Source organism: Streptomyces zhihengii, from assembly GCF_016919245.1.
In the GTDB taxonomy this organism is placed as follows: Bacteria; Actinomycetota; Actinomycetes; order Streptomycetales; family Streptomycetaceae; genus Streptomyces; species Streptomyces zhihengii.
The window spans coordinates 5,469,307-5,489,980 of record NZ_JAFEJA010000001.1 but is presented as its reverse complement, the minus strand read 5'-3'; the positions used below and the strand labels follow the sequence as shown (position 1 = coordinate 5,489,980).

17 protein-coding genes and 2 tRNA genes are annotated in these 20,674 nt (G+C 70.1%); 4 read left to right on the top strand and 15 right to left on the bottom strand.

Annotated elements, in window-relative coordinates; genetic code table 11:
* Positions 1 to 61: 61 nt before the first annotated feature.
* The 9 genes from rodA to JE024_RS23245 form a co-directional block, all read right to left on the bottom strand.
* Complete coding sequence (rodA, locus tag JE024_RS23285; RefSeq protein WP_205375442.1) at positions 62 to 1,261, bottom strand: rod shape-determining protein RodA; 1,200 nt, start codon at positions 1,259 to 1,261, stop codon at positions 62 to 64.
* 3 nt (positions 1,262 to 1,264) lie between these two features.
* A complete protein-coding gene (mrdA, locus tag JE024_RS23280; protein WP_205375441.1) occupies positions 1,265 to 3,436 on the bottom strand; it encodes a penicillin-binding protein 2 in 2,172 nt (723 codons plus the stop codon).
* Positions 3,437 to 3,452: 16 nt separating this feature from the next.
* Complete coding sequence (gene mreD / locus JE024_RS23275) at positions 3,453 to 4,124, bottom strand: rod shape-determining protein MreD (protein ID WP_205375440.1); 672 nt, start codon at positions 4,122 to 4,124, stop codon at positions 3,453 to 3,455.
* An 18-nt stretch (positions 4,125 to 4,142) separates the two neighbouring features.
* Complete coding sequence (gene mreC / locus JE024_RS23270) at positions 4,143 to 5,225, bottom strand: rod shape-determining protein MreC (RefSeq protein WP_205375439.1); 1,083 nt, start codon at positions 5,223 to 5,225, stop codon at positions 4,143 to 4,145.
* Positions 5,226 to 5,378: 153 nt separating this feature from the next.
* Positions 5,379 to 6,398, bottom strand: coding sequence for a rod shape-determining protein (locus tag JE024_RS23265; RefSeq protein WP_020610253.1), 1,020 nt, complete (start codon positions 6,396 to 6,398; stop codon positions 5,379 to 5,381).
* Positions 6,399 to 6,706: 308 nt separating this feature from the next.
* A complete protein-coding gene (ndk, locus tag JE024_RS23260) occupies positions 6,707 to 7,117 on the bottom strand; it encodes a nucleoside-diphosphate kinase (RefSeq protein ID WP_205375438.1) in 411 nt (136 codons plus the stop codon).
* Between the two features lie 93 nt (positions 7,118 to 7,210).
* Positions 7,211 to 7,564: a DUF4233 domain-containing protein gene (locus tag JE024_RS23255; protein WP_205375437.1), complete on the bottom strand. Its 354-nt coding sequence runs from the start codon at positions 7,562 to 7,564 to the stop codon at positions 7,211 to 7,213.
* 6 nt (positions 7,565 to 7,570) lie between these two features.
* A complete protein-coding gene (gene folC, locus JE024_RS23250) occupies positions 7,571 to 9,094 on the bottom strand; it encodes a bifunctional tetrahydrofolate synthase/dihydrofolate synthase (protein ID WP_205375436.1) in 1,524 nt (507 codons plus the stop codon).
* Positions 9,095 to 9,211: 117 nt separating this feature from the next.
* Complete coding sequence (locus JE024_RS23245) at positions 9,212 to 11,860, bottom strand: valine--tRNA ligase (protein ID WP_205375435.1); 2,649 nt, start codon at positions 11,858 to 11,860, stop codon at positions 9,212 to 9,214.
* Between the two features lie 137 nt (positions 11,861 to 11,997).
* Between JE024_RS23245 and JE024_RS23240 the strand changes: the two genes are divergently transcribed.
* Positions 11,998 to 12,969 carry a BRI3 family protein gene (locus tag JE024_RS23240; protein WP_205375434.1) on the top strand — a complete coding sequence of 324 codons (972 nt, stop codon included), beginning with the start codon at positions 11,998 to 12,000 and terminating at the stop codon, positions 12,967 to 12,969.
* Between the two features lie 76 nt (positions 12,970 to 13,045).
* On the opposite strand, the gene clpX is transcribed toward JE024_RS23240, so the two are convergent.
* From clpX to JE024_RS23215, 5 genes are all read right to left on the bottom strand, one after another.
* Entirely contained in the window at positions 13,046 to 14,335 is a 1,290-nt protein-coding gene (clpX, locus tag JE024_RS23235) for an ATP-dependent Clp protease ATP-binding subunit ClpX (RefSeq protein ID WP_205376689.1), read from the bottom strand.
* A 145-nt stretch (positions 14,336 to 14,480) separates the two neighbouring features.
* Complete coding sequence (locus JE024_RS23230) at positions 14,481 to 15,155, bottom strand: ATP-dependent Clp protease proteolytic subunit (RefSeq protein ID WP_280521566.1); 675 nt, start codon at positions 15,153 to 15,155, stop codon at positions 14,481 to 14,483.
* A 50-nt stretch (positions 15,156 to 15,205) separates the two neighbouring features.
* Complete coding sequence (locus JE024_RS23225) at positions 15,206 to 15,811, bottom strand: ATP-dependent Clp protease proteolytic subunit (protein ID WP_205376688.1); 606 nt, start codon at positions 15,809 to 15,811, stop codon at positions 15,206 to 15,208.
* Between the two features lie 251 nt (positions 15,812 to 16,062).
* Positions 16,063 to 17,457, bottom strand: coding sequence for a trigger factor (gene tig / locus JE024_RS23220; RefSeq protein WP_205375432.1), 1,395 nt, complete (start codon positions 17,455 to 17,457; stop codon positions 16,063 to 16,065).
* Positions 17,458 to 17,620: 163 nt separating this feature from the next.
* A tRNA-Pro gene (locus JE024_RS23215) sits at positions 17,621 to 17,697 on the bottom strand.
* 143 nt (positions 17,698 to 17,840) lie between these two features.
* Between JE024_RS23215 and JE024_RS23210 the strand changes: the two genes are divergently transcribed.
* A tRNA-Gly gene (locus JE024_RS23210) sits at positions 17,841 to 17,914 on the top strand.
* Between the two features lie 191 nt (positions 17,915 to 18,105).
* Complete coding sequence (locus JE024_RS23205) at positions 18,106 to 18,507, top strand: amphi-Trp domain-containing protein (protein ID WP_205375431.1); 402 nt, start codon at positions 18,106 to 18,108, stop codon at positions 18,505 to 18,507.
* 322 nt (positions 18,508 to 18,829) lie between these two features.
* On the opposite strand, the gene JE024_RS23200 is transcribed toward JE024_RS23205, so the two are convergent.
* Entirely contained in the window at positions 18,830 to 19,024 is a 195-nt protein-coding gene (locus JE024_RS23200) for a hypothetical protein (RefSeq protein ID WP_147986459.1), read from the bottom strand.
* Between the two features lie 441 nt (positions 19,025 to 19,465).
* Here JE024_RS23200 and JE024_RS23195 point away from each other — a divergent pair, with 441 nt between their 5' ends.
* Positions 19,466 to 20,647, top strand: coding sequence for an acyltransferase family protein (locus tag JE024_RS23195; RefSeq protein ID WP_205375430.1), 1,182 nt, complete (start codon positions 19,466 to 19,468; stop codon positions 20,645 to 20,647).
* Positions 20,648 to 20,674 lie beyond the last annotated feature (27 nt).

The following is a 20,674-nucleotide window of genomic DNA, read 5'->3' as shown; positions in this document are numbered from 1 at the left end:
GGACGGGCCCGTGGCGGGAGTGCGCCCGGCCGCCGCGCCCAGGGCGCGGCGGCCGGGTTTCTCAGGCGCTTATGGGTTTCTGCACCCGGATCGACTGGAGGAGCCCCACCGCTATCCACACGGCGAACATCGAGGTGCCGCCGTAGGAGACGAAGGGCAGCGGGAGGCCGGCGACGGGCATGATGCCCATCGCCATGCCGATGTTCTCGAAGGCCTGGAAGGCGAACCAGGCGATGATGCCGGCGGCGACGATGGTGCCGTAGAGCTCGGTGGTCTCGCGGGCGATCCGGCAGGCGCGCCACAGCACGACGCCGAGGAGCACCAGGATCAGCCCGGCGCCGACGAAGCCGAGCTCCTCGCCGGCGACGGTGAAGATGAAGTCGGTCTGCTGTTCGGGCACGAACTGGCCGGTGGTCTGGTGGCCGTTGAAGAGGCCGGCGCCGTACAGGCCGCCGGAGCCGATGGCGATGCGGGCCTGGTTGGTGTTGTAGCCGACGCCCGCCGGGTCCAGCTCGGGGTTGGCGAAGGCGGCGAACCGGTTGATCTGGTACTCGTCGAGCACGCCGAGGGCGGCGACCAGGACCGCGCCCGCCGCGCCGGCGCCGATCAGCCCGAGGATCCAGCGGTTGGACGCGCCGGAGGCCAGCAGGACGCCGAGCACGATGACGACCATGACCATGACCGAGCCGAGGTCGGGCATCAGCATGACGATGGCCATGGGCAGCACGGCGAAGGCGAGCGACTTGGCGACCGTGCGGTGGTCGGGGTGGAGCTGGTCGCCGGCGTCGACGCGGGCGGCGAGCATCATCGCCATGCCCAGGATGATGGTGATCTTCACGAACTCGGACGGCTGGAGCGACAGTCCGCCGATGACGAGCCAGGCGTGCGCGCCGTTGATGGTGGCGCCGAGCGGGGTGAGGACCAGCAGCACCAGCACCACGGAGAGGCCGTAGAGCACGGGGACCGCGCCGCGCAGGGTGCGGTGGCCGAGCCAGACGGTCGCGACCATCAGGGCGAAGCCGATGCCGATGTTGAGGCTGTGCTTGATCAGGAAGCTGTACGGGTCGCCGTCGTTCAGCTCGGTGCGGCCGCGGGTGGCGGACCACACCAGCAGCGTGCCGATGACCGACAGCGCGAGCGCCGAGAACATCAGCGGCCAGTCGAGCCGGCGGGCGACCGAGTCGCGGGCGCTGAGCCGGGACCACAGTCCCCCGCGCTCGGGTCCGTATCCGGAGACGGAGAATCCGCCTGCGCCTGTCATGTCCTAGTCCCTCCGTGCGGGCGCGCCCGCGAGCGTCTGTGCGTCGGCCGGGTCCGCCGGCTTCGGAGGCACGTAGGGCCTGACCTCGGGGGCGTCGATGGAGCCGTCCGGGGAGATCTTGGGCAGGTCCTTCTGGGGCGTGGGCAGCAGGGCCCGCTTGAGGTCCTGGTTGCCCTGCTCGTCGAGGCCGTACATCGCCTCGTAGATCTTGCGGACCGCGGGACCGGAGGCGCCGGAGCCCGTACCACCCTGGGAGATGGTCATGACGATCGTGTAGTCGTCCGTGTAGGTCGCGAACCACGAGGTGGTCTGCTTGCCGTAGACCTGGGCGGTGCCGGTCTTGGCCCGCATCGGGATCTTGTCCTGGGGCCAGCCGCCGAACCGCCAGGAGGCGGTGCCGCCGGGGCCGACGACGGAGCGCAGACCCTTGTCGAGGTCGTTGATGGTCTTCTTCCCTATCGGCAGCTTGCCGTGGGCCTGGGGCGGGATCTCCTCGACGCGCTTGCCGTCGGGGCTGACGATCGCCTTGCCGATGGTGGGGTTGTAGAGGGTGCCGCCGTTGCTGATCGCGGAGTAGGCGGTCGCCATCTGGATGGGCGTGACGAGGATGTCGCCCTGGCCGATGGAGAAGTTGATGCTGTCACCGGCCTTGAGCTGGTTGCCCTCCAGGCAGTTCTCGTAGGCGATCTGCTCGACGTAGCTGCCGCCCTTCTTGCCCTCCTTGCACCAGGAGTCCTTGTTGGCCTCCCAGAAGTCCTTCTTCCACTGGCGGTCCGGGATGCGGCCCTTGACCTCGTTGGGCAGGTCGACGCCGGTCTCGCTGCCGAAGCCGAAGTCGTGCGCCGTCCGGTAGAACCAGTCGTGGGCGTTCTTCTTCGGCTTGGTGCCGCCGTCGCGCTTCCACTCGTCGTGGCCGAGGGCGTAGAAGACGGTGTTGCAGGAGAACTTCAGGGCTTCCCCGAGGGTGATGGGGCCGTGTCCCTGGGACTCGAAGTTCGCGAAGCTCCGGCTGCCGAGGCTGTAGGAGCTGCTGCAGTTGTAGCGGTCGTCGAAGTCGTGGCCGGCCCGGACGGCGGCGCTCGCCGACACCACCTTGAACACCGAGCCGGGGGCGGCCTGGCCCTGGATGGCCCGGTTGAGCAGGGGGAAGTTGGAGTCCTTGCCGGTGAGCTTGGCGTAGTCCCTGCCGGAGATGCCGCCGACCCAGGCGTTGGGGTCGTAGTCGGGCTGCGAGGCCATGGCGACGACCCGGCCGGTGCGCGACTCCATCACGACGACGGCGCCGGCGTCGGCCTCGTAGGGGCGGCCGGTGATCTTGTCGGTCTCCAGCCGGGCGGCCTTCATCGCCTTGTGGAGCTCGGACTCGGCGACGGCCTGGACCCGGGCGTCGATGCTGGTGACCAGGTTCGAGCCGGGGACACCCGGGTCGGACTCCGCCTCCCCCATGACCCGGCCGAGCTTGTCGACCTCGTAGGAGGTGACGCCGGCCTTGCCGCGCAGCGCCGCGTCGTAGGTGCGCTCCAGGCCGGACCGGCCGACCTGGTCGGAGCGCAGGTACGGCGACTCGGAGTCCTTGGCCTTCTGGATCTCGTCGTCGGTGACGGGCGACAGGTAGCCGAGGACCTGGGAGGTGCGGGCGTCGGCGGGCGCGGTGTAGCGGCGCACGGCGGCGGGCTCGGCGGTGATGCCGGGGAAGTCCTCGGTCCGCTCGCGGATCTGGAGCGCCTGCTGGGTGGTGGCCTCGTCGGTGACCGGGATCGGCTGGTACGGGGAGCCGTTCCAGCACGGCTGGGGGGTCTTCGCGTCGCAGAGCCGGACCTTGTCCATGACGTCCTTCGGCTTCATGCCGAGCACGCCGGCGAGCCGGGTCAGTACGCCCTTGCCGTCGTCCTTCATCTTCATCAGCTCGGTGCGGGACGCCGAGACGACCAGCCGGGTCTCGTTGTCGGCGAGGGCCACGCCCCGGGCGTCGAGGATCGAGCCGCGCACGGCGGGGGTGACGACCCGCTGCACATGGTTGCCGCTGGCCTCGTCCGCGTACTCGTCGCCGTTGCGGATCTGGAGGTACCAGAGCCGGCCGCCGAGCGTGAGCAGCAGGGAGAAGACGAGGACCTGGATGATGACGAGACGGATCTGGACCCGGGGGGTCCGTCCGGTCTCCGGAATGTTGCTCACGCTGCTGCCCCCTCGGTCACAGTCGCTTGACTCCCTTGATGCGGCCGGCGCGTGCCGCCCGTGTCCGTGCCGCCTTGATCCGCAGGCCGCTGCGCTGGGCGCCGATCCGCAGACCGGTGCCGGACGACAGCCAGCCGGAGGCGACGTCGGTGCCGCCGCTGTTCTGGTTCTCGGCGAGCGGATCGTTGTCGCTGCGTCTGGCCAGCCACATGATCAGGGGCACGGTGAAGGGCGCGAGGATCAGGTCGTACACGGCGGCCGTGAACAGCAGGCCGCCGAGCCCGACATGGCGCGCGGCGGTGTCGCCGACGAGTGCGCCCACTCCGGCGTACAGCAGGGTGGAGCCGACCGCGGCGCCGACGACGACGGCCATCGGGCCGGTCGCCGAGCGGAGCTGCTGCCCGTTGTCGGGCTTGATCAGGCCGGCGAGGTAGCCGATGACGCACAGCACGAGGGCGTAGCGCCCGGCCGCGTGGTCGGCGGGCGGCGCGATGTCCGCGAGGAGGCCGGCGCCGAATCCGATGAGCGCGCCCGCGACATGGCCGTAGACCATGGCCAGTCCGAGGACGGTGAGCAGCATCAGGTCCGGGACGGCGCCGGGAAGCTGGAGGCGGGCGAGGACGGTGACCTGGATGACGAGGGCGACCACGACCAGCGTCGTGGAGAGCAGCATCCGGTTGACACGCATGGACGGATCAGCTCCTGTTTACTCGTCGTTCGGGCCGGCGGTGCCTGTGGGGCCCGGTGGGTCCGCTCCGCCGTCCTGGGCGGTCCCGGCGTCGTCCGGGGTCTGCGGCTGTCCGTCCTGCTGCTCGCGGACCCGGCCGTCGGTCTGCCCCTGGGGCTGCGTGTCGGCCTGTCCCTCGACGGAGCCGTCGGCGCCGGGCGTGACGGTCACCGTGACGGTGGGCGTCGGGCGGGCCTTCTCGGGCTTGGGCGGCAGGACGGTGTCCCGGGGATCCGTGCGCGGGGCCTGCACGACGACGCCGACGATGTCGAGCTTGCTGAACGCGGCGTACGGGCGGACGTGGATGTCGCGGGTGAGGTCGCCGCCGGCCGGGTCGACGCCGACCACCTCGCCGACCGGGACGCCCGGGACGAACGGCTTGTTGCCCTGGGAGCCGAAGGTGACGAGCCGGTCGCCCTTCTTCACCTTGGCCTTGCCGTTGAGGAGCTGCACCATCAGCGGCCGGTCGCCCTGGCCGGTGGCGAAGCCGAGTTCGTTGCTCTTCTCCATGCGGGTGCCGACGGTGAAGTCGGGGTCGCTGGCGAGCAGCACCGTGGAGGCGCGGGGGCCGACGGTGGTGACCCGGCCGACGAGTCCGTCGCTGTTGATGACGGTCATGTCGCGGGTGATGCCGTCGTCGGCGCCGATGTCGATGGTGACCGTCCAGGAGAAGCCCTGGGCCGCTCCTATGGCGATGACCTCGGCGCCCTTGATGCCGTACTGGCCCGCCGCCGCCGTCCGGATCAGGCCGTCCAGTTCGCGGAGCCTGCTGCGGTTGCGGTCGTCGCTGCCGAGGCGCTGCTTCAGCTCGGCGTTCTCCCGCTCCAGTTCGCTGATGCGGTCGTGGCGCTCGCCGGAGTCGCGTACGGCTCCGATGGCGTTGCCGATCGGGTCGACGGCCGCCGCGACCCCGTTCTCGACGGGGCCGAAGACCGTTGCCGCGGCCTGTCGGGCTCCGTCCACCGGTGACTCCTCGCCGCCGCGGATGTCCACCGTGATCAGTGCGAACGCGATGGCGATCAGCAGCACCAGGAGCAGCCGGCTCTCTTTCGTGTCCCTCACGTGCGGCGGCCGTGCCTTCCTCGTCGGAATGGTGGTGTTCGTATGTGGAACGGTCCTGCGGCCGTGACGGAGACGGAAGAACCCCCTTCCGAGGTCGTTCGCACCCCCCGTACGGCGGAGCGGCGGCCCGGCGGGATGCGGGCCGCCGGCTGCCTAACGACGCGGCTGGGCGTCCAGCACCTGCTGGAGCGCCTCGAACTCCTCGACGCACTTGCCGGATCCGAGGGCCACCGAGTCCAGCGGGTCCTCGGCGATGTGGATCGGCATGCCCGTCTCGCGGCGCAGCCGCTCGTCGAGCCCGCGCAGCAGGGCGCCGCCGCCGGTGAGCACGATGCCCCGGTCCATGACGTCGCCGGAGAGCTCCGGCGGGCACTTGTCGAGGGTGGTCTTCACGGCGTCGACGATGGCGTTGACCGGCTCCTCGATGGCCTTGCGGACCTCGGCGGCCGAGATGACGACGGTCTTGGGCAGACCGGAGACGAGGTCGCGGCCCCGGATCTCGGTGTGCTCGTCCTTGTCCATGTCGTACGCGGAACCGATGGTGATCTTGATGGACTCGGCGGTGCGCTCACCGAGGAGGAGCGAGTACTCCTTCTTGATGTGCTGGATGATCGCGTTGTCCAGTTCGTCGCCGGCGACGCGGATGGACTGTGCCGTGACGATTCCTCCGAGGGAGATCACGGCGACCTCGGTCGTCCCGCCGCCGATGTCGACGACCATGTTGCCCGTCGCCTCGTGCACCGGGAGCCCGGAGCCGATGGCCGCGGCCATGGGCTCCTCGATGATGTGCACCTGCCGGGCGCCCGCCTGGGTGGACGCCTCGATGACCGCGCGGCGCTCGACGCCCGTGATGCCGGAGGGCACACAGACGACGACGCGCGGCCTGGCGAGGTAGCGGCGCTTGTGGATCTTGAGGATGAAGTAGCGGAGCATCCGCTCGGTGATCTCGAAGTCGGCGATGACGCCGTCCTTCAGCGGCCGGACGGCAACGATGTTGCCCGGTGTCCGGCCGATCATCTTCTTCGCCTCGGCGCCGACCGCGAGAATGCCGCCCGTGTTGGTGTTGATCGCGACGACGGACGGCTCGTTGAGAACGATCCCCCGGCCTCTGACGTACACCAGCGTGTTGGCGGTCCCGAGGTCGACAGCCATGTCACGGCCGATGAACGACATGTTGTTCCCCATGAGGATGCGTCTGGCCTTCCCAAATCGAGCGTTGATGGCTTATCAGGATGGCGAGGTGGGTGCTGTGGCGTGGAGGCTTACATCGTAGTGCCGTCCACCCGGATACGGCGCGCTGGTCCACCTCTGTATGTGGTGACGATGCGTCGGGGCGATGCGTTCCCGCAATCCTCCGGCATATACCGAAGGGCGACCGAAATTCCTTCGGTCGCCCCCAGGTCAAGAACGCCCCGCGACTGATGGCGCGTCAGCGAAAGCCCCGGCCGGAGCGGCATTGCGTGCCTTTTCGGGAGAAGCGGTCAGGCTTCCGGGAAGAAGATCTTCATCTCCCGAATGGCGGACTCCTCGGAGTCCGAGGCGTGGATCAGATTCTCGCGGACGATGGTGCCGAAGTCCCCGCGAATGGACCCGGGAGCCGCCTCGATCGGGTCGGTCGGACCCGCCAGGCGGCGTACACCCTCGATGACGCGCTCGCCCTCGACGATCATGGCCACGACCGGACCGGAGGCCATGAAGCCGACCAGCGGCTCGTAGAACGGCTTGCCCCGGTGCTCGCCGTAGTGCTGCTCCAGCGTCGCCTGGTCGAGGGTGCGCAGTTCCAGAGCGCTGATGGTCCAGCCGGCCTTGGCCTCGATGCGGCCGATGATCTCCCCGATCAGTCCCCGGCGTACGGCGTCGGGCTTGAGCAGGACGAGCGTGCGCTGGCTCACGGTGCGGGCTCCTTCATGTGCGGGTCAGAGGTCTGCGCCACGGGGTCCGGGCGGCAGGCACCCCTGAGGCTACCCTGCGCGACGGGACCCCGGTTACGCAGCGTCAGGCCCTGCCGATGCCTGGGCCGCCCAGCGGGCCTTCGCCTCGTCGATCTTCCGGCCGTAGTGGACCGAGGCCCACCACAGTCCGGCGAACACCACACCGAGGAAGAACATCGCCGGGACGACGAAGCCGCCGACGATCAGCGCGACCTGGAGGGCCCAGCCGAGCTGGATCCCGCCCGGACGGGTGATCATGCCGCACAGCAGCAGCGACAGCAGCATCGCGACGCCGCAGACCGTCCAGACCGCGGTCATCGAGGCGCCGTCCGCCTTCATGGCCACCAGACCGGCGAAGCCGATCACGAAGAACTCACCGATCAGGGTGGATGCACAGAGCGTACGCATGGGGTGTCAGGCCCTTCCCAGGAGCAGCCGGGCCTCGCCGACCGTGATCACGGAGCCGGTCACCAGCACACCCGCGCCGGCGAACTCCGACTCCTCCTCGGCGAGCGTGATCGCCGCCTCCAGCGCGTCGTCCAGGCGCGGCTCCACGACCACCCGGTCGTCGCCGAAGACCTCGACGGCGATCGCGGCCAGCTCGTCGGCGTCCATCGACCGGTGGCTGGAGTTCTGGGTGACCACGACCTCGGCGAAGACCGGCTCGAACGCCTCCAGCAGCCCCCTGACGTCCTTGTCGGCGCTGGTGCCGACGACGCCGATGAGGCGCGAGAAGCCGAACGACTCGGTGATGCCGTCGGCCGTCGCCCGCGCGCCCGCCGGGTTGTGCGCGGCGTCCAGGACGACGGTGGGGCTGCGGCGGACGACCTCCAGCCGGCCGGGGGACGCCACGGAGGCGAAGGCCCGGCGGACGGTGTCGATGTCCAGCAGCCCCTGCTGCTCGGCGCCGACGCCGAAGAACGCCTCCACGGCCGCCAGCGCCACCGCGGCGTTGTGCGCCTGGTGGGCGCCGTACAGCGGGAGGAAGACCTGCTCGTACTCTCCGCCCAGGCCGCGCAGCGTCAGGAGCTGGCCGCCGACGGCCACCTCGCGGGAGACGATGCCGAACTCCAGGCCCTCGCGGGCCACCGTCGCATCGGCCTCGACGGCCTTCTTCAGCATCACCTGGGCGGCGTCGACCGGCTGCTGGGCCAGGACGACGGTCGCGCCCTGCTTGATGATGCCGGCCTTCTCCCCCGCGATCTCGGCGGGCGTGGAGCCGAGGCGGTCGGTGTGGTCCAGGTCGATCGGGGTGACGACCGCGACCGAGCCGTCGATCACGTTCGTCGCGTCCCAGCTCCCGCCCATGCCGACCTCGACGACGGCGACGTCCACGGGCGCGTCGGCGAAGGCCGCGTACGCCATGCCCGTCAGCACCTCGAAGAAGGAGAGGCGGTACTCCTGGCTCGCGTCCACCATCTCCACGTACGGGGTGATGTCGCGGAAGGTCTCGATGAAGCGCTCGGGGGCGATGGGCGCCCCGTCGAGGCTGATGCGCTCGGTGATCGACTGCACATGGGGCGAGGTGTACCGCCCGGTGCGCAGCTCGAAGGCGGCGAGCAGCGACTCGATCATGCGGGCCGTGGACGTCTTGCCGTTGGTCCCGGTGATGTGGATCGAGGGGTAGGCGCGCTGCGGTTCGCCGAGCACGTCCATCAGGGCGGCGATCCGGGCGACCGAGGGCTCCAGCTTGGTCTCGCCCCAGCGGGTGGCCAGATCGGCCTCGACCTCGCGGAGGGCCTTGTCCACCTCCGGGTCGGCGGGCCGGGCGGGCACCTGTTCGCTCTGCGGGATGCCGGCCTGGGTGCGCAGGGTGCGGCTGCCGGCCTCGATCACCGCCAGATCGGGATCGCGCTGGGTCTCCTCGCCGACGATCGCCTCGAAGAGATCGTCGGATCCGGAGTCGTCGGGCCGGTCGGAAGGGCGGGGCTCACTCACCCGGCCAGTGTACGGAGGGCCGGGGCCGGCCCGTGCAGCCGCCGGGGGCGGGGCGGCCCGGAACGCGCCGCGGCCCCCGCTCCCGGGAAGGGGGCGGGGGCCGCGGCGGCGGTGCGCTCAGGACTGCGGCAGGGCCGCGAGCTGGCCGGTGATGCGGGCGATCTCGGCCTCGGCGGTGGACAGGCGGGTGCGGATCTTCTCCACGACCTGGTCGGGCGCCTTGGCCAGGAAGGCCTCGTTGCCCAGCTTGGCGTTCGCCTGGGCGACCTCCTTCTCGGCCGCGCCCAGGTCCTTGCTCAGGCGCTTGCGCTCGGCCGCGACGTCGATCGTGCCGGAGAGGTCCAGGGCGACGGTGGCCCCGGCGACCGGCAGGGAGGCGGTGGCGTGGAAGCCCTCGCCCTCCGGCTGGAGACGCAGGAGCTGGCGGATCGCCGCCTCGTGGGGCGCCAGCGCGGTGCCGTCCAGGGAGAGCCGGGCCGGGACCTTCTGGCCGGGCTGGAGACCCTGGTCGCTGCGGAAGCGGCGGACCTCGGTGACGACCTGCTGGACGAGGGCGATCTCCCGCTCGGCGGCCTCGTCGCGGAAGCCGCCCGGCGCGTCAGCGCCAGGAACCTGCACAGTGGAGGGCCAGTCGGCGATCACCAGCGACTCGCCGCCGGTCAGCGTCGTCCACAGGGTGTCGGTGACGAAGGGGACGACGGGGTGCAGCAGGCGCAGCATCACGTCGAGGACCTCGCCGAGGACCCGGCCGGACACCCGGGCCTGCTCGCCGCCGGCGAAGAAGGTCGTCTTGGAGAGCTCGACGTACCAGTCGAAGACCTCGTCCCAGGCGAAGTGGAACAGGGACTCCGAGAGCTTGGCGAACTGGTAGTCCTCGTAGAACGCGTCGACCTCGGCGACCGTCTTGTTGAGGCGCGACAGGATCCACCGGTCCGTGGACGACATCTCCTCGGGCGAGGGCAGCGGGCCCTCGACCGTGGCGCCGTTCATCAGCGCGAAGCGGGTGGCGTTCCAGATCTTGTTCGCGAAGTTGCGCGAGCCCTGGACCCAGTCCTCGCCGATCGGGACGTCGACGCCCGGGTTGGCGCCGCGGGCCAGGGTGAAACGCAGGGCGTCGGAGCCGTACTTGTCCATCCAGTCCAGCGGGTTGACCGCGTTCCCGAAGGACTTGGACATCTTCTTGCCGAACTGGTCGCGGACCATGCCGTGGAGGGCGATGGTGTGGAACGGCGGGGTGCCGTCCATGGCGTAGAGGCCGAACATCATCATCCGGGCGACCCAGAAGAAGAGGATGTCGTAGCCCGTGACCAGGACGGAGTTCGGGTAGAACTTCGCGAGGCTCTCGGTCTGTTCGGGCCAGCCGAGCGTGGAGAACGGCCACAGGCCCGAGGAGAACCAGGTGTCCAGGACGTCGGTCTCCTGGTGCCAGCCCTCGCCGGTGGGCGGCTCCTCGTCGGGGCCGACGCAGACGACCTCGCCCGCCGGGCCGTACCAGACGGGGATGCGGTGGCCCCACCAGAGCTGGCGCGAGATGCACCAGTCGTGGAGGTTGTCGACCCAGTCGAAGTACCGCTTCTCCATCTCCTGCGGGTGGATCTTCACCCGGCCGTCGCGGACGGCGTCGCCGGCCGCCTTCGCCAGCGGGGCGACCTTGACCCACCACTGGAGCGACAGCCGCGGCTCGATGGTGGTCTTGCAGCGGGAGCAGTGGCCGACCGAGTGGGTGTACGGGCGCTTCTCGGCGACGATGCGGCCCTCGGCCCGCAGCGCGGCGACGATGGCGCTGCGCGCCTCCAGCCGGTCCAGTCCCTCGAAGGGGCCGGGGACGGTGATGACGGCGCGCTCGTTCATGACGGCGAGGGACGGGAGGTCGTGCCGCTGGCCGATCTCGAAGTCGTTCGGGTCGTGGGCGGGCGTGACCTTGACGGCGCCGGTGCCGAACTCCGGGTCGACATGGGCGTCCGCGACGACCGGGATCGAGCGGTCGGTGAGCGGCAGCTTGATCTGCCGGCCGATCAGGTGCCGGTAGCGCTCGTCGTCGGGGTGGACCGCGACGGCGGTGTCGCCGAGCATCGTCTCGGCGCGGGTGGTGGCGACGACGATGGTGTCCTCGCCGTCCCCGTACGTCATGGAGACGAGCTCGCCGTCGTCGTCCTGGTACTCGACCTCGATGTCCGAGATCGCGGTCAGGCAGCGCGGGCACCAGTTGATGATGCGCTCGGCGCGGTAGATCAGCTCGTCCTCGTAGAGGCGCTTGAAGATCGTCTGGACGGCCTGGGACAGGCCCTCGTCCATGGTGAACCGCTCGCGGGACCAGGCGACGCCGTCGCCGAGACGGCGCATCTGGCCGGAGATCTGGCCGCCGGACTCGCCCTTCCACTGCCAGACGCGCTCGATGAACGCCTCACGGCCGAGGTCGTGCCGGGACTTGCCCTCCTTGGCGAGCTCGCGCTCGACGACGTTCTGGGTGGCGATGCCGGCGTGGTCCATGCCGGGCTGCCACAGCGTCTCGTACCCCTGCATCCGCTTGCGGCGGGTGAGGGCGTCGATGAGCGTGTGTTCGAAGGCGTGGCCCAGGTGGAGGCTTCCGGTGACGTTCGGCGGGGGGATGACGACGGTGAACGGCGGCTTGTCGCTCTTGGCGTCGGCCTCGAAGTAACCCCGCTCCACCCAGCGCTCGTACAGCGCCCCCTCTACGTCGGCCGGCGCGTACTGGGTCGGCAGTTCGGAGGTGGGCGCTGTGGGCTGCGATGAGTTCTCGGTCACGGGCCCAGTTTAGGGGTGTCACGGGGTGGTGTTGAAACGCGATTCTTCCGTAACGGTGTGACCCCGCCCGCCCCGTCGGAAGCGGGCTTAGGCCAGGATGTTCGCAACACATAAACATCACGAGGGGGAAACCCGTAATGAGTTACAACCAGCCGGGCCCGTACGGCGGCCAGCCGCAGCAGCCCGGCCCCTACGGCCAGCCGGGACCCTACGGCCAGCAGCCGCCTGGGGCCCCGCAGCCCGGCTACGGGTACCCGCAGCAGGCCCCGCAGGGCGTCCCGCCGCAGCCCGGCTACGGCTACCCGCAGCAGCAGCCCCAGCAGCCGGGCCCCTACGGCGCTCCCCAGCAGCCCGGCCCCTACGGCCAGCAGCCCCAGTACGGCCAGCAGCCGGGCGGCTTCCCGCCCCCGCCGCCGGCCCAGGGCGGCGGCGGCAAGAAGACCGGCCTCATCCTCGGCGCGGTGGCCGTGGTGGCGGCGCTGGGTGTGGGCGCGTACTTCCTGCTCGGCGGGGGCGGCGCGGACGTCGCGGACGACGGCCCGCACAAGCTGACCACGCCGGCGACGGTGCTGGGCGAGTACAAGCTGACGCCCGGCAGCGACAAGAGCGACGGCGGCGAGGACTTCCTCAAGAACGCCGAGCAGAACGGCGTGAAGAACGCCAAGTCCGTCAACGCCGCATGGCAGGTCAAGGACGAGAGCAACCCGCTCGCCGGCAAGATGCTCCAGTTCGGCGGAGCCTACGGCGAGATCGAGGACCCCGAGAAGGTCGTCGACAGCGTGTTCGCCAACATCAAGGCGGAGGCCGAGAAGGACAAGGACGACGACGCCCAGCTCGTCGGCGAGCCGAAGACCTACACCCCCGCCGAGGCCGACGGCGCGATCCTCAAGTGCCAGCAGATCAAGTCGAAGACCGGCGCGGGGGAATCGGGCGGCGCGGCGGGCCCGAAGGAGGTCACGATGGCCGTCTGCGTCTGGGGCGACCACAGCACCGTCGGCTTCGCGATGCCGATGGACCTGGCGAGCCTCATGACGGGCAAGGGCACCGAGCCCGAGGAGGCCGCGACCACGACGGCCCAGCTCCGCAAGGAGATCCGCGTCAAGCTCTGACCGGACGCCGCACGACAGGGGCGCCCCCGCCGATCGGATCGGTGGGGGCGCCCCTTTGTCGTCGGGCCGGTGAGGGCTACGCGCTCTTCTCGTGGCGGCCGTTGCCGTCGTCCTTGACGATGCGGGGCACCAGCGTCGGGTTGACGTTGTTGTGGACGACGTCCTGGGTGATGACCACGCGGGCCACGTCCTTGCGGGACGGGACCTCGTACATCACCGACATCAGGACCTCCTCCATGATCGCGCGCAGCCCGCGCGCGCCGGTGCCGCGGAGGATCGCCTGGTCGGCGATGGCCTCCAGGGCCGGGAGGTCGAAGTCCAGCTCGACGCCGTCGAGTTCGAAGAGGCGCTGGTACTGCTTGACCAGCGCGTTGCGCGGCTCGACGAGGATCTTGAGCAGGGCCTCGCGGTCCAGGTTGTGCACCGAGGTGATCACGGGGAGACGGCCGATGAACTCCGGGATCATCCCGAACTTCACCAGGTCCTCCGGCATGACCTCCTGGAACTGGTCGCTCGCCTCGATCTCCCGCTTGGAGCGGATCGTCGCGCCGAAGCCGATGCCCTTGGCGCCGGCCCGCGACTCGATGATCTTCTCCAGACCGGCGAACGCGCCGCCCACGATGAACAGCACGTTCGTCGTGTCGATCTGGATGAACTCCTGGTGCGGGTGCTTGCGTCCGCCCTGCGGCGGGACGGAGGCGGTGGTGCCCTCCAGGATCTTCAGCAGGGCCTGCTGCACGCCCTCGCCGGAGACGTCCCGGGTGATCGACGGGTTTTCGCTCTTACGGGCGACCTTGTCGATCTCGTCGATGTAGATGATCCCCGTCTCGGCCTTCTTGACGTCGTAGTCGGCCGCCTGGATCAGCTTCAGCAGGATGTTCTCGACGTCCTCGCCGACGTAGCCCGCCTCCGTGAGCGCCGTCGCGTCGGCGATGGCGAACGGGACGTTGAGCATGCGCGCGAGCGTCTGGGCCAGCAGCGTCTTGCCGGAGCCCGTGGGGCCCAGCAGGAGGATGTTGGACTTCGCGAGCTCGATCGCGTCGTCCCGGCCCTGCGCGCCGCCGTTCTCGCCGGCCTGGACGCGCTTGTAGTGGTTGTACACCGCGACGGAGAGCGCCTTCTTGGCCGGCTCCTGGCCGACGACGTAGCTCTCCAGGAACTCGTAGATCTCGCGGGGCTTGGGAAGTTCTTCCCAGCGCACTTCGCTCGTCTCCGCGAGTTCCTCTTCGATGATCTCGTTGCAGAGGTCGATGCACTCGTCGCAGATGTACACACCGGGGCCTGCGATGAGCTTCTTCACCTGCTTCTGGCTCTTTCCGCAGAACGAGCACTTGAGCAGGTCGCCGCCATCACCGATGCGTGCCACGAGGTGCTTCCCCTTCGCCTGGGAGCGGCTTGGTTCAGCCACTCCTGGTGCCTCATATCCGACGGTACCTTGCCTGGCCCCCCGTTCGGGCCCCCCTTGGCGCGGTTCACATTGTCGTGTACCGCGCCAAAGGCGCCGGAAACGGTCAGGCGGCCGCTGCGGCCGTGCTCTTGCGGGTCGAGACGATCTGGTCGACGAGGCCGTACGCGAGCGCGTCCTCGGCGGTCAGGATCTTGTCGCGCTCGATGTCGTCGCGCACCTTCTCGATCGGCGTCGTGGAGTGCTTCGCCAGCATCTCCTCGAGCTGCTCGCGCATCCGCAGGATCTCGTTGGCCGCGATCTCCAGGTCGGAGAGCTGCTCACGGCCGGTCTGCGAGGACGGCTGGTGGATCAGCACGCGCGCGTGCGGCAGGGCCATCCGCTTGCCGGGGGTACCGGCGGCCAGCAGCACGGCCGCGGCGGAGGCCGCCTGGCCCATGCAGACCGTCTGGATGTCCGGCTTCACGAACTGCATCGTGTCGTAGATGGCCGTCAGCGCCGTGAACGAGCCGCCGGGGCTGTTGATGTAGATCGAGATGTCGCGGTCCGGGTCCATCGACTCCAGGCACAGCAGCTGCGCCATGACGTCGTTGGCCGAGGCGTCGTCGATCTGCACGCCGAGGAAGATCACGCGCTCCTCGAAGAGCTTCGCGTACGGGTCGTACTCGCGCACGCCCTGCGAGGTGCGCTCGACGAAGCGCGGGACGACGTAACGGTTGTCCACCTGCGGGCCGGTGTAGAGGCCGCTCGCGGAGAAGTTGCTCATGTGGGTGTTCACCATCCTGGTGGCGTTCTGCGGGCTCGGGCGGGGCGGTGCGGGGGCGGGGCGCCTCAGGCGCCGGTGCCGCCGCCGCCGGGCACACCCGAAGCGGCGGAGATGATCTCGTCGATGAGGCCGTAGTCCTTGGCCTCCTCCGCGGTGAACCAGCGGTCGCGGTCACCGTCGCGGATGATCGCCTCCATCGTCTGCCCGGAGTGCTGGGCGGTGATCTCGGCCATGCGCTTCTTCGTCCGGAGCAGGTACTCGGCCTGGATCTTGATGTCCGATGCGGTACCGCCGAGACCGGCCGAACCCTGGTGCATGAGGATGTCCGTGTTCGGCAGCGCGAAGCGCTTGCCGGCGGCGCCGCCGGTCAGCAGGAACTGGCCCATCGAGGCCGCCATGCCCATACCGATGGTGACGACGTCGTTAGGGATGTACTGCATGGTGTCGTAGACGGCCATGCCGGCCGTCACCGAGCCGCCGGGGCTGTTGATGTAGAGGTAGATGTCCTTGTCCGGGTCGGCGGCAAGGAGCAGCATCTGCGCCGTGATCTTGTTGGCGATGTCGTCGTCGACCTGCTGGCCGAGGAAGATGATGCGCTCGCCGAGCAGCCGACTGTAGACCTGGTCGCCGAGGCCACCGCCGATTGACGGCTCACCGGCGGCGTAAGGCATCAGATTCGTCACGTGTCCACCTGCTCGTCTCTGACGGCTTCGGCCGTCTCAGCGTCTTGGTACCGGGGGGCGGGGACAACCCTGCCCTCGTATTCATGGACCCTAACGCGCAGGTCGGACAGAGCCATCCCGGTTCCCGAACTGTTCGCTCGGAGCGCAAGCTCCGGGGCGCCGGCCGCATGGGGCCGTTACGACGACGGGCTCCGGGCGCCCTGCGGCACCCGGAGCCCGTCCACGCGTGGGAGCGAGGCTCAGGCCTCGTTCTTCGCGGTGTTCTCGTCGTCGGCGGCGTCGTCGCCGGCGGCTGCGGCCTCGGCGGTCTCCGCCTCGTCCTCGTCGTCCTCGAGGTCGACGAGCTCGCCGTTGGTGTCGGTCACCTTGGCGGACTCGACGACGACGGCCAGCGCCTTGCCGCGGGCGACCTCGCCGACGAGCATCGGCACCTGGTTGCCCTCGACGACGGCCTGCGCGAACTGGTCGGGGCTCATGCCGGAGGAGGCCGCACGCCGCATGAGGTGCTCGGTGAGCTCCTCCTGGTTGACGTTCAGCTTCTCCTTGTTGACCAGCTCGTCGAGGACGAACTGGGTCTTGATGCCCTTGACCGCCTGCTCCTTGGTCTCGGCGTCGAACTCCTCGGCGGACTTGCCCTGGATCTCCAGGTACTTGTCGAGGGTCAGACCCATCTGACCGAGCTGGTGGTGCTCGAGGTTGTGCTTACGGGTGTTGATCTCGTCCTCGAGCAGCTTCTCGGGGACGGGGACCTCGACCAGCTCCAGGAGCTTCTCCAGGACGCGCTCCTGAGCCTGGGTGGCCTGGTCGTACTGCTTCATGTTCTCGAGGCGCTTGCGGCTGTCCGCCTTGAGCTCGTCGAGGGTGTCGAACTCCGAGGCGAGCTGCGCGAAGTCGTCGTCCAGCTCGGGGAGCTCACGGGCGGAGACGCCGGTGACCTTGACGGTGACCTCCGCGTCCTTGCCCTCGGCGGAGCCGCCCTTCAGCTGCGAGGTGAAGGTGGCCTCGCCGCCGGCCTCCAGGCCGGTGACGGCCTCGTCGATGCCGTCGAGCAGCTCGCCCGAACCGATCGTGTAGGACACGCCGTTGGCGACACCGTCGGGCAGGACCTCGCCGTCGACCTTGGCCTCGAGGTCGATCGTGACGACGTCGCCGTCGGCGGCCGCGCGCTCGACCGGGTTGGTGGAGGCGAAGCGCTCGCGGAGCTGCTCCACGGACTTCTCGATGTCCTCGTCGGTCACCTCGACGGCGTCGACGGTGACCTCGATGCCGGAGTAGTCCGGGATCTCGATGGTCGGGCGGATGTCGACCTCGGCGGTGAAGTTCAGCGTCTCGCCGTCCTTCAGCTCGGTGATGTCGACCTCGGGCTGGCCGAGGGGGTTGATCTCCGCCTCGTTGACCGCCTCGGTGTAGAACTTCGGGAGCGCGTCGTTGACGGCCTCCTCCAGCACCGCACCACGGCCGAACCGCTGGTCGATCACTCGGGCCGGGATCTTGCCCTTGCGGAAGCCCTTGACCGTGACCTGCTGGTTGATCTTCTTGTACGCCGCGTCGAGGCTGTCCTTGAGCTCCTCGAAGGGCACCTCGACAGTGAGCCGAACCCGGGTCGGGTTCAGGGTCTCCACGGCGCTCTTCACGGTTCGGTCTCCTTGGTGGCTGACATCTAAGGGGTCTGCTGGCAGCCGGACACGGTCGTCCCGCGTTCGGCGGTTCAGCGGATCGGGCCCGGCACATCAGACACACGGGCACGCAGCTTGCATAGTAACGGCAAGCAGGAGGACCCTCACAACGTGATCTTGCTGGTCGGGGTGGCCGGATTCGAACCGACGACCTTCCGCTCCCAAAGCGGACGCGCTACCAAGCTGCGCCACACCCCGTCGGTGCGAACCGTAGGGTACATGCACCGGGGCCGGTCGCCCGCCCGATTTGCGGCGGCCCGGGAAGGGGTGTGCGCGGGGCGGGGATGACCCGCTACGATGCTCTTCGTGCCGCGGCGGTCATGACCTGCGGCGCGTTGCTTGCGGGCGTAGCTCAATGGTAGAGCCCTAGTCTTCCAAACTAGCTACGCGGGTTCGATTCCCGTCGCCCGCTCCATGTCGTCCAGGGCCGGTCCGGAGATTCCTCTCCGGACCGGCCCTGACGCGTTTCCCGGGTACGTCCCGCGCCCGTCGGCGGGCGGGCGGTGCGGCGGGTGCCGCGGCGGGCGTCCTGCGCGGACATGTCCGATCGGGCGGGAGGGACGAGAATTGAGCTCGTCCACCGTTTCCGCCGGGCCGGAGGCCGACATGAAGGACCTCGCGTACGAGCAGAAGCGCTCCCTGTCCCGCCTGGAGGCGGCCGACCTCCTCGCCGCGCTGGCGGCCGCCCTGCGGGAGGGCGGCGAGGCCGAGCTGGACCTGGGGCCGGGGCGGCTGAGCCTGCGGATCCCGGAGGAGCTGCGCAGCGAGATCGAGATCGAGGTCGAGGACGGGGAGATCGAGCTGGAGATCGAGTTCCGCTGGCCGCTGGGGGCGGCGGCCGGGGCCGGGCGGGCCGGGGCGGAGGAGACGGCCCGGGAACCGGAGAGCGCCGGCGGTCCGCCGCCGAAGCGGCGCGCCGCGACGGCCCGCTCCGCGCGCGCGGGCGCCGGGGCCGCACGGAGCAAGGGCACCAAGGGCACCAAGCGGGCCGCGGGCAAGGCGGCGTAGCCGGGGCCTGCGGGCGCCGGGCGCGTGGGACCTTGGCGGAAGCCTGTCGCCACGGGCGGATGTGCCGGCTCGGGCGCGGGAAGTGCGCGGGCGCGGCTCGGGCGCGGGAAGTTAACGGCTCGGGAAGTGCGCGGGCGCGGGAAGTTAACGGCTCGGGAAGTGCGCGGGCGCGGGAGTTAACGGCTCGGGCGGGTGTGCGGGGCGTGCGCGGCTCGGGCGCGGGCGTGTGTCGGCGCGGGAGCGCGCGAAAGGGCGCCCGGGTGTATCCGGGCGCTGCGGGGACCGCGTACCGCCGGAGCCCTCGCGGGCCGCCGGTGGCGGCTCAGAACGTTATCTGGTTGATGGTGTCGGCCAGTGAGTTCATGAACCGGTTGATCGACGGCGCCATGCCCGTCGACGCCAGGAAGAAGCCGAACAGCACGGCCACGACGGCCGGCCCGGCCTTGATGGACCCGCCGCGGATCATCACCACGAGGATGACCAACAACAGCACCACCACAGACAGCGAAATGGCCACACTGATCACACCCTCGGTCGGTCCGCCTACCCGGCCCGGGGTGTACGGCCCACCACCCCCGCCCGGTCCATCGTGCCACCAACCTCCCTGCCCCTGCTGCCGGGTGACGAATCGTCCCCGTCGAGATCGCGCCAACACCGTGCCCCCGCCCAGCCCCCGCGAGCGGCCGCCGCGCCCGGCGCCCGCACGTGGCCGGGTGAATCGACGGAAATGAAGGGCAGGAATTCACGGTGATCGTTTCCAGGCCCACACATGTCGGTCACAGGAAATACGGAGGCCGGTCACGGGGTAATTCAGATCACTCCTCGACCGGGGTGATATGCCCGGTTCAATGGGGATTAATTGGGGCATAGTGCACGTTCGGTGGCGGTGTCGCATGTGAATGGACCGCAACGCCGAGGTGTTTTACTCCTGCGAATGGGCACGGCTATGGTGCCTTGAATGTTCCACGCAGCGCACGGATATCAGAGGGCTCCGCTCCCCGAGGCTCCGGAGTCGGGACCCACCCCCGCGACGGGGACGGCGACCGCTGTCGCCCCCGCCACGGCAGGCCGGAAGTCTGCCCTGCCCACGGCGCCGGAGCCGCCGAGACCCGCCGGGCGGGACGCCTGGTTCGACAACGCCAAGTACCTGGCGATCGTGCTGGTGGCCGTGGCGCACGCCTGGGAGCCGGTGATGGACGGCAGCCGGGCGACCCGTGCGCTGTACATGCTCGTCTACACCTTCCACATGCCGGCGTTCATCCTGATCTCCGGCTACTTCTCCCGCAGTTACCGGGGCAAGCCGCACCAGCTCCGCCGGCTGCTGACGGGCATCGCGCTGCCGTACGTCGTCTTCGAGGTGGCGTACTCGCTGTTCGCCCGGTACGCGGGCGGCAAGCCGGACCAGCCGATCAGCCTGCTCGACCCGTACTACCTGACGTGGTTCCTCGCGGCGCTGTTCGTGTGGCGGCTCACCACCCCGCTGTGGCGGGTGATCCGGTGGCCGGTGCCGGTCGCGTTCGGGATCGCGCTGGCGGCGGCCCTGACGCCGGGCATCGGCGACGATCTCGACCTCTCCCGGCTGCTGCAGTTCCTGCCGTTCTTCGTGATCGGCCTGTGCCTGAAGCCCGAGCACTTCCAGCTCGTGCGGCGGCGCGAGGTGCGGCTGCTGTCGCTGCCGCTGCTCGCCGTCGCCGGGGCGTTCGCGTACTGGGTGGCCCCGCGCATGAGCACCGGGTGGTTCTACCGCAACAGCAGCGTCCAGGAGATCGGCGAGGGGGTGCCGTGGTGGTCGGGGAGCGTGGTGTTCCTGGCCCTGTGCGCCTGCGCCCTGGTGCTGACCGTCGCGTTCCTCGCCTGGGTGCCGTCCGGCCGCTCCTGGATGACGGCGCTCGGTGCGGGCACGATCTGCGGCTACCTGCTGCACGGCTTCCTGGTGCGGGCCGCCGACTACGCCGGCGTCTTCGAGGAGAACGCCTGGCTGGGCGGGCCGGCGGGGCTGGTGACCGTCTCGCTCACGGCCGCCGCCGCCGTGACGCTGCTGTGCACGCCGCCCGTCCGCAGGCTGATGAAGCCCGTCACCGAGCCGGACATGGCCTGGGCCTTCCGCGACGACCCCGCCGAGGCGGGACCGCGCCGCTAGCGCCCCCCGTCCGGGCGGAAGCTGCTG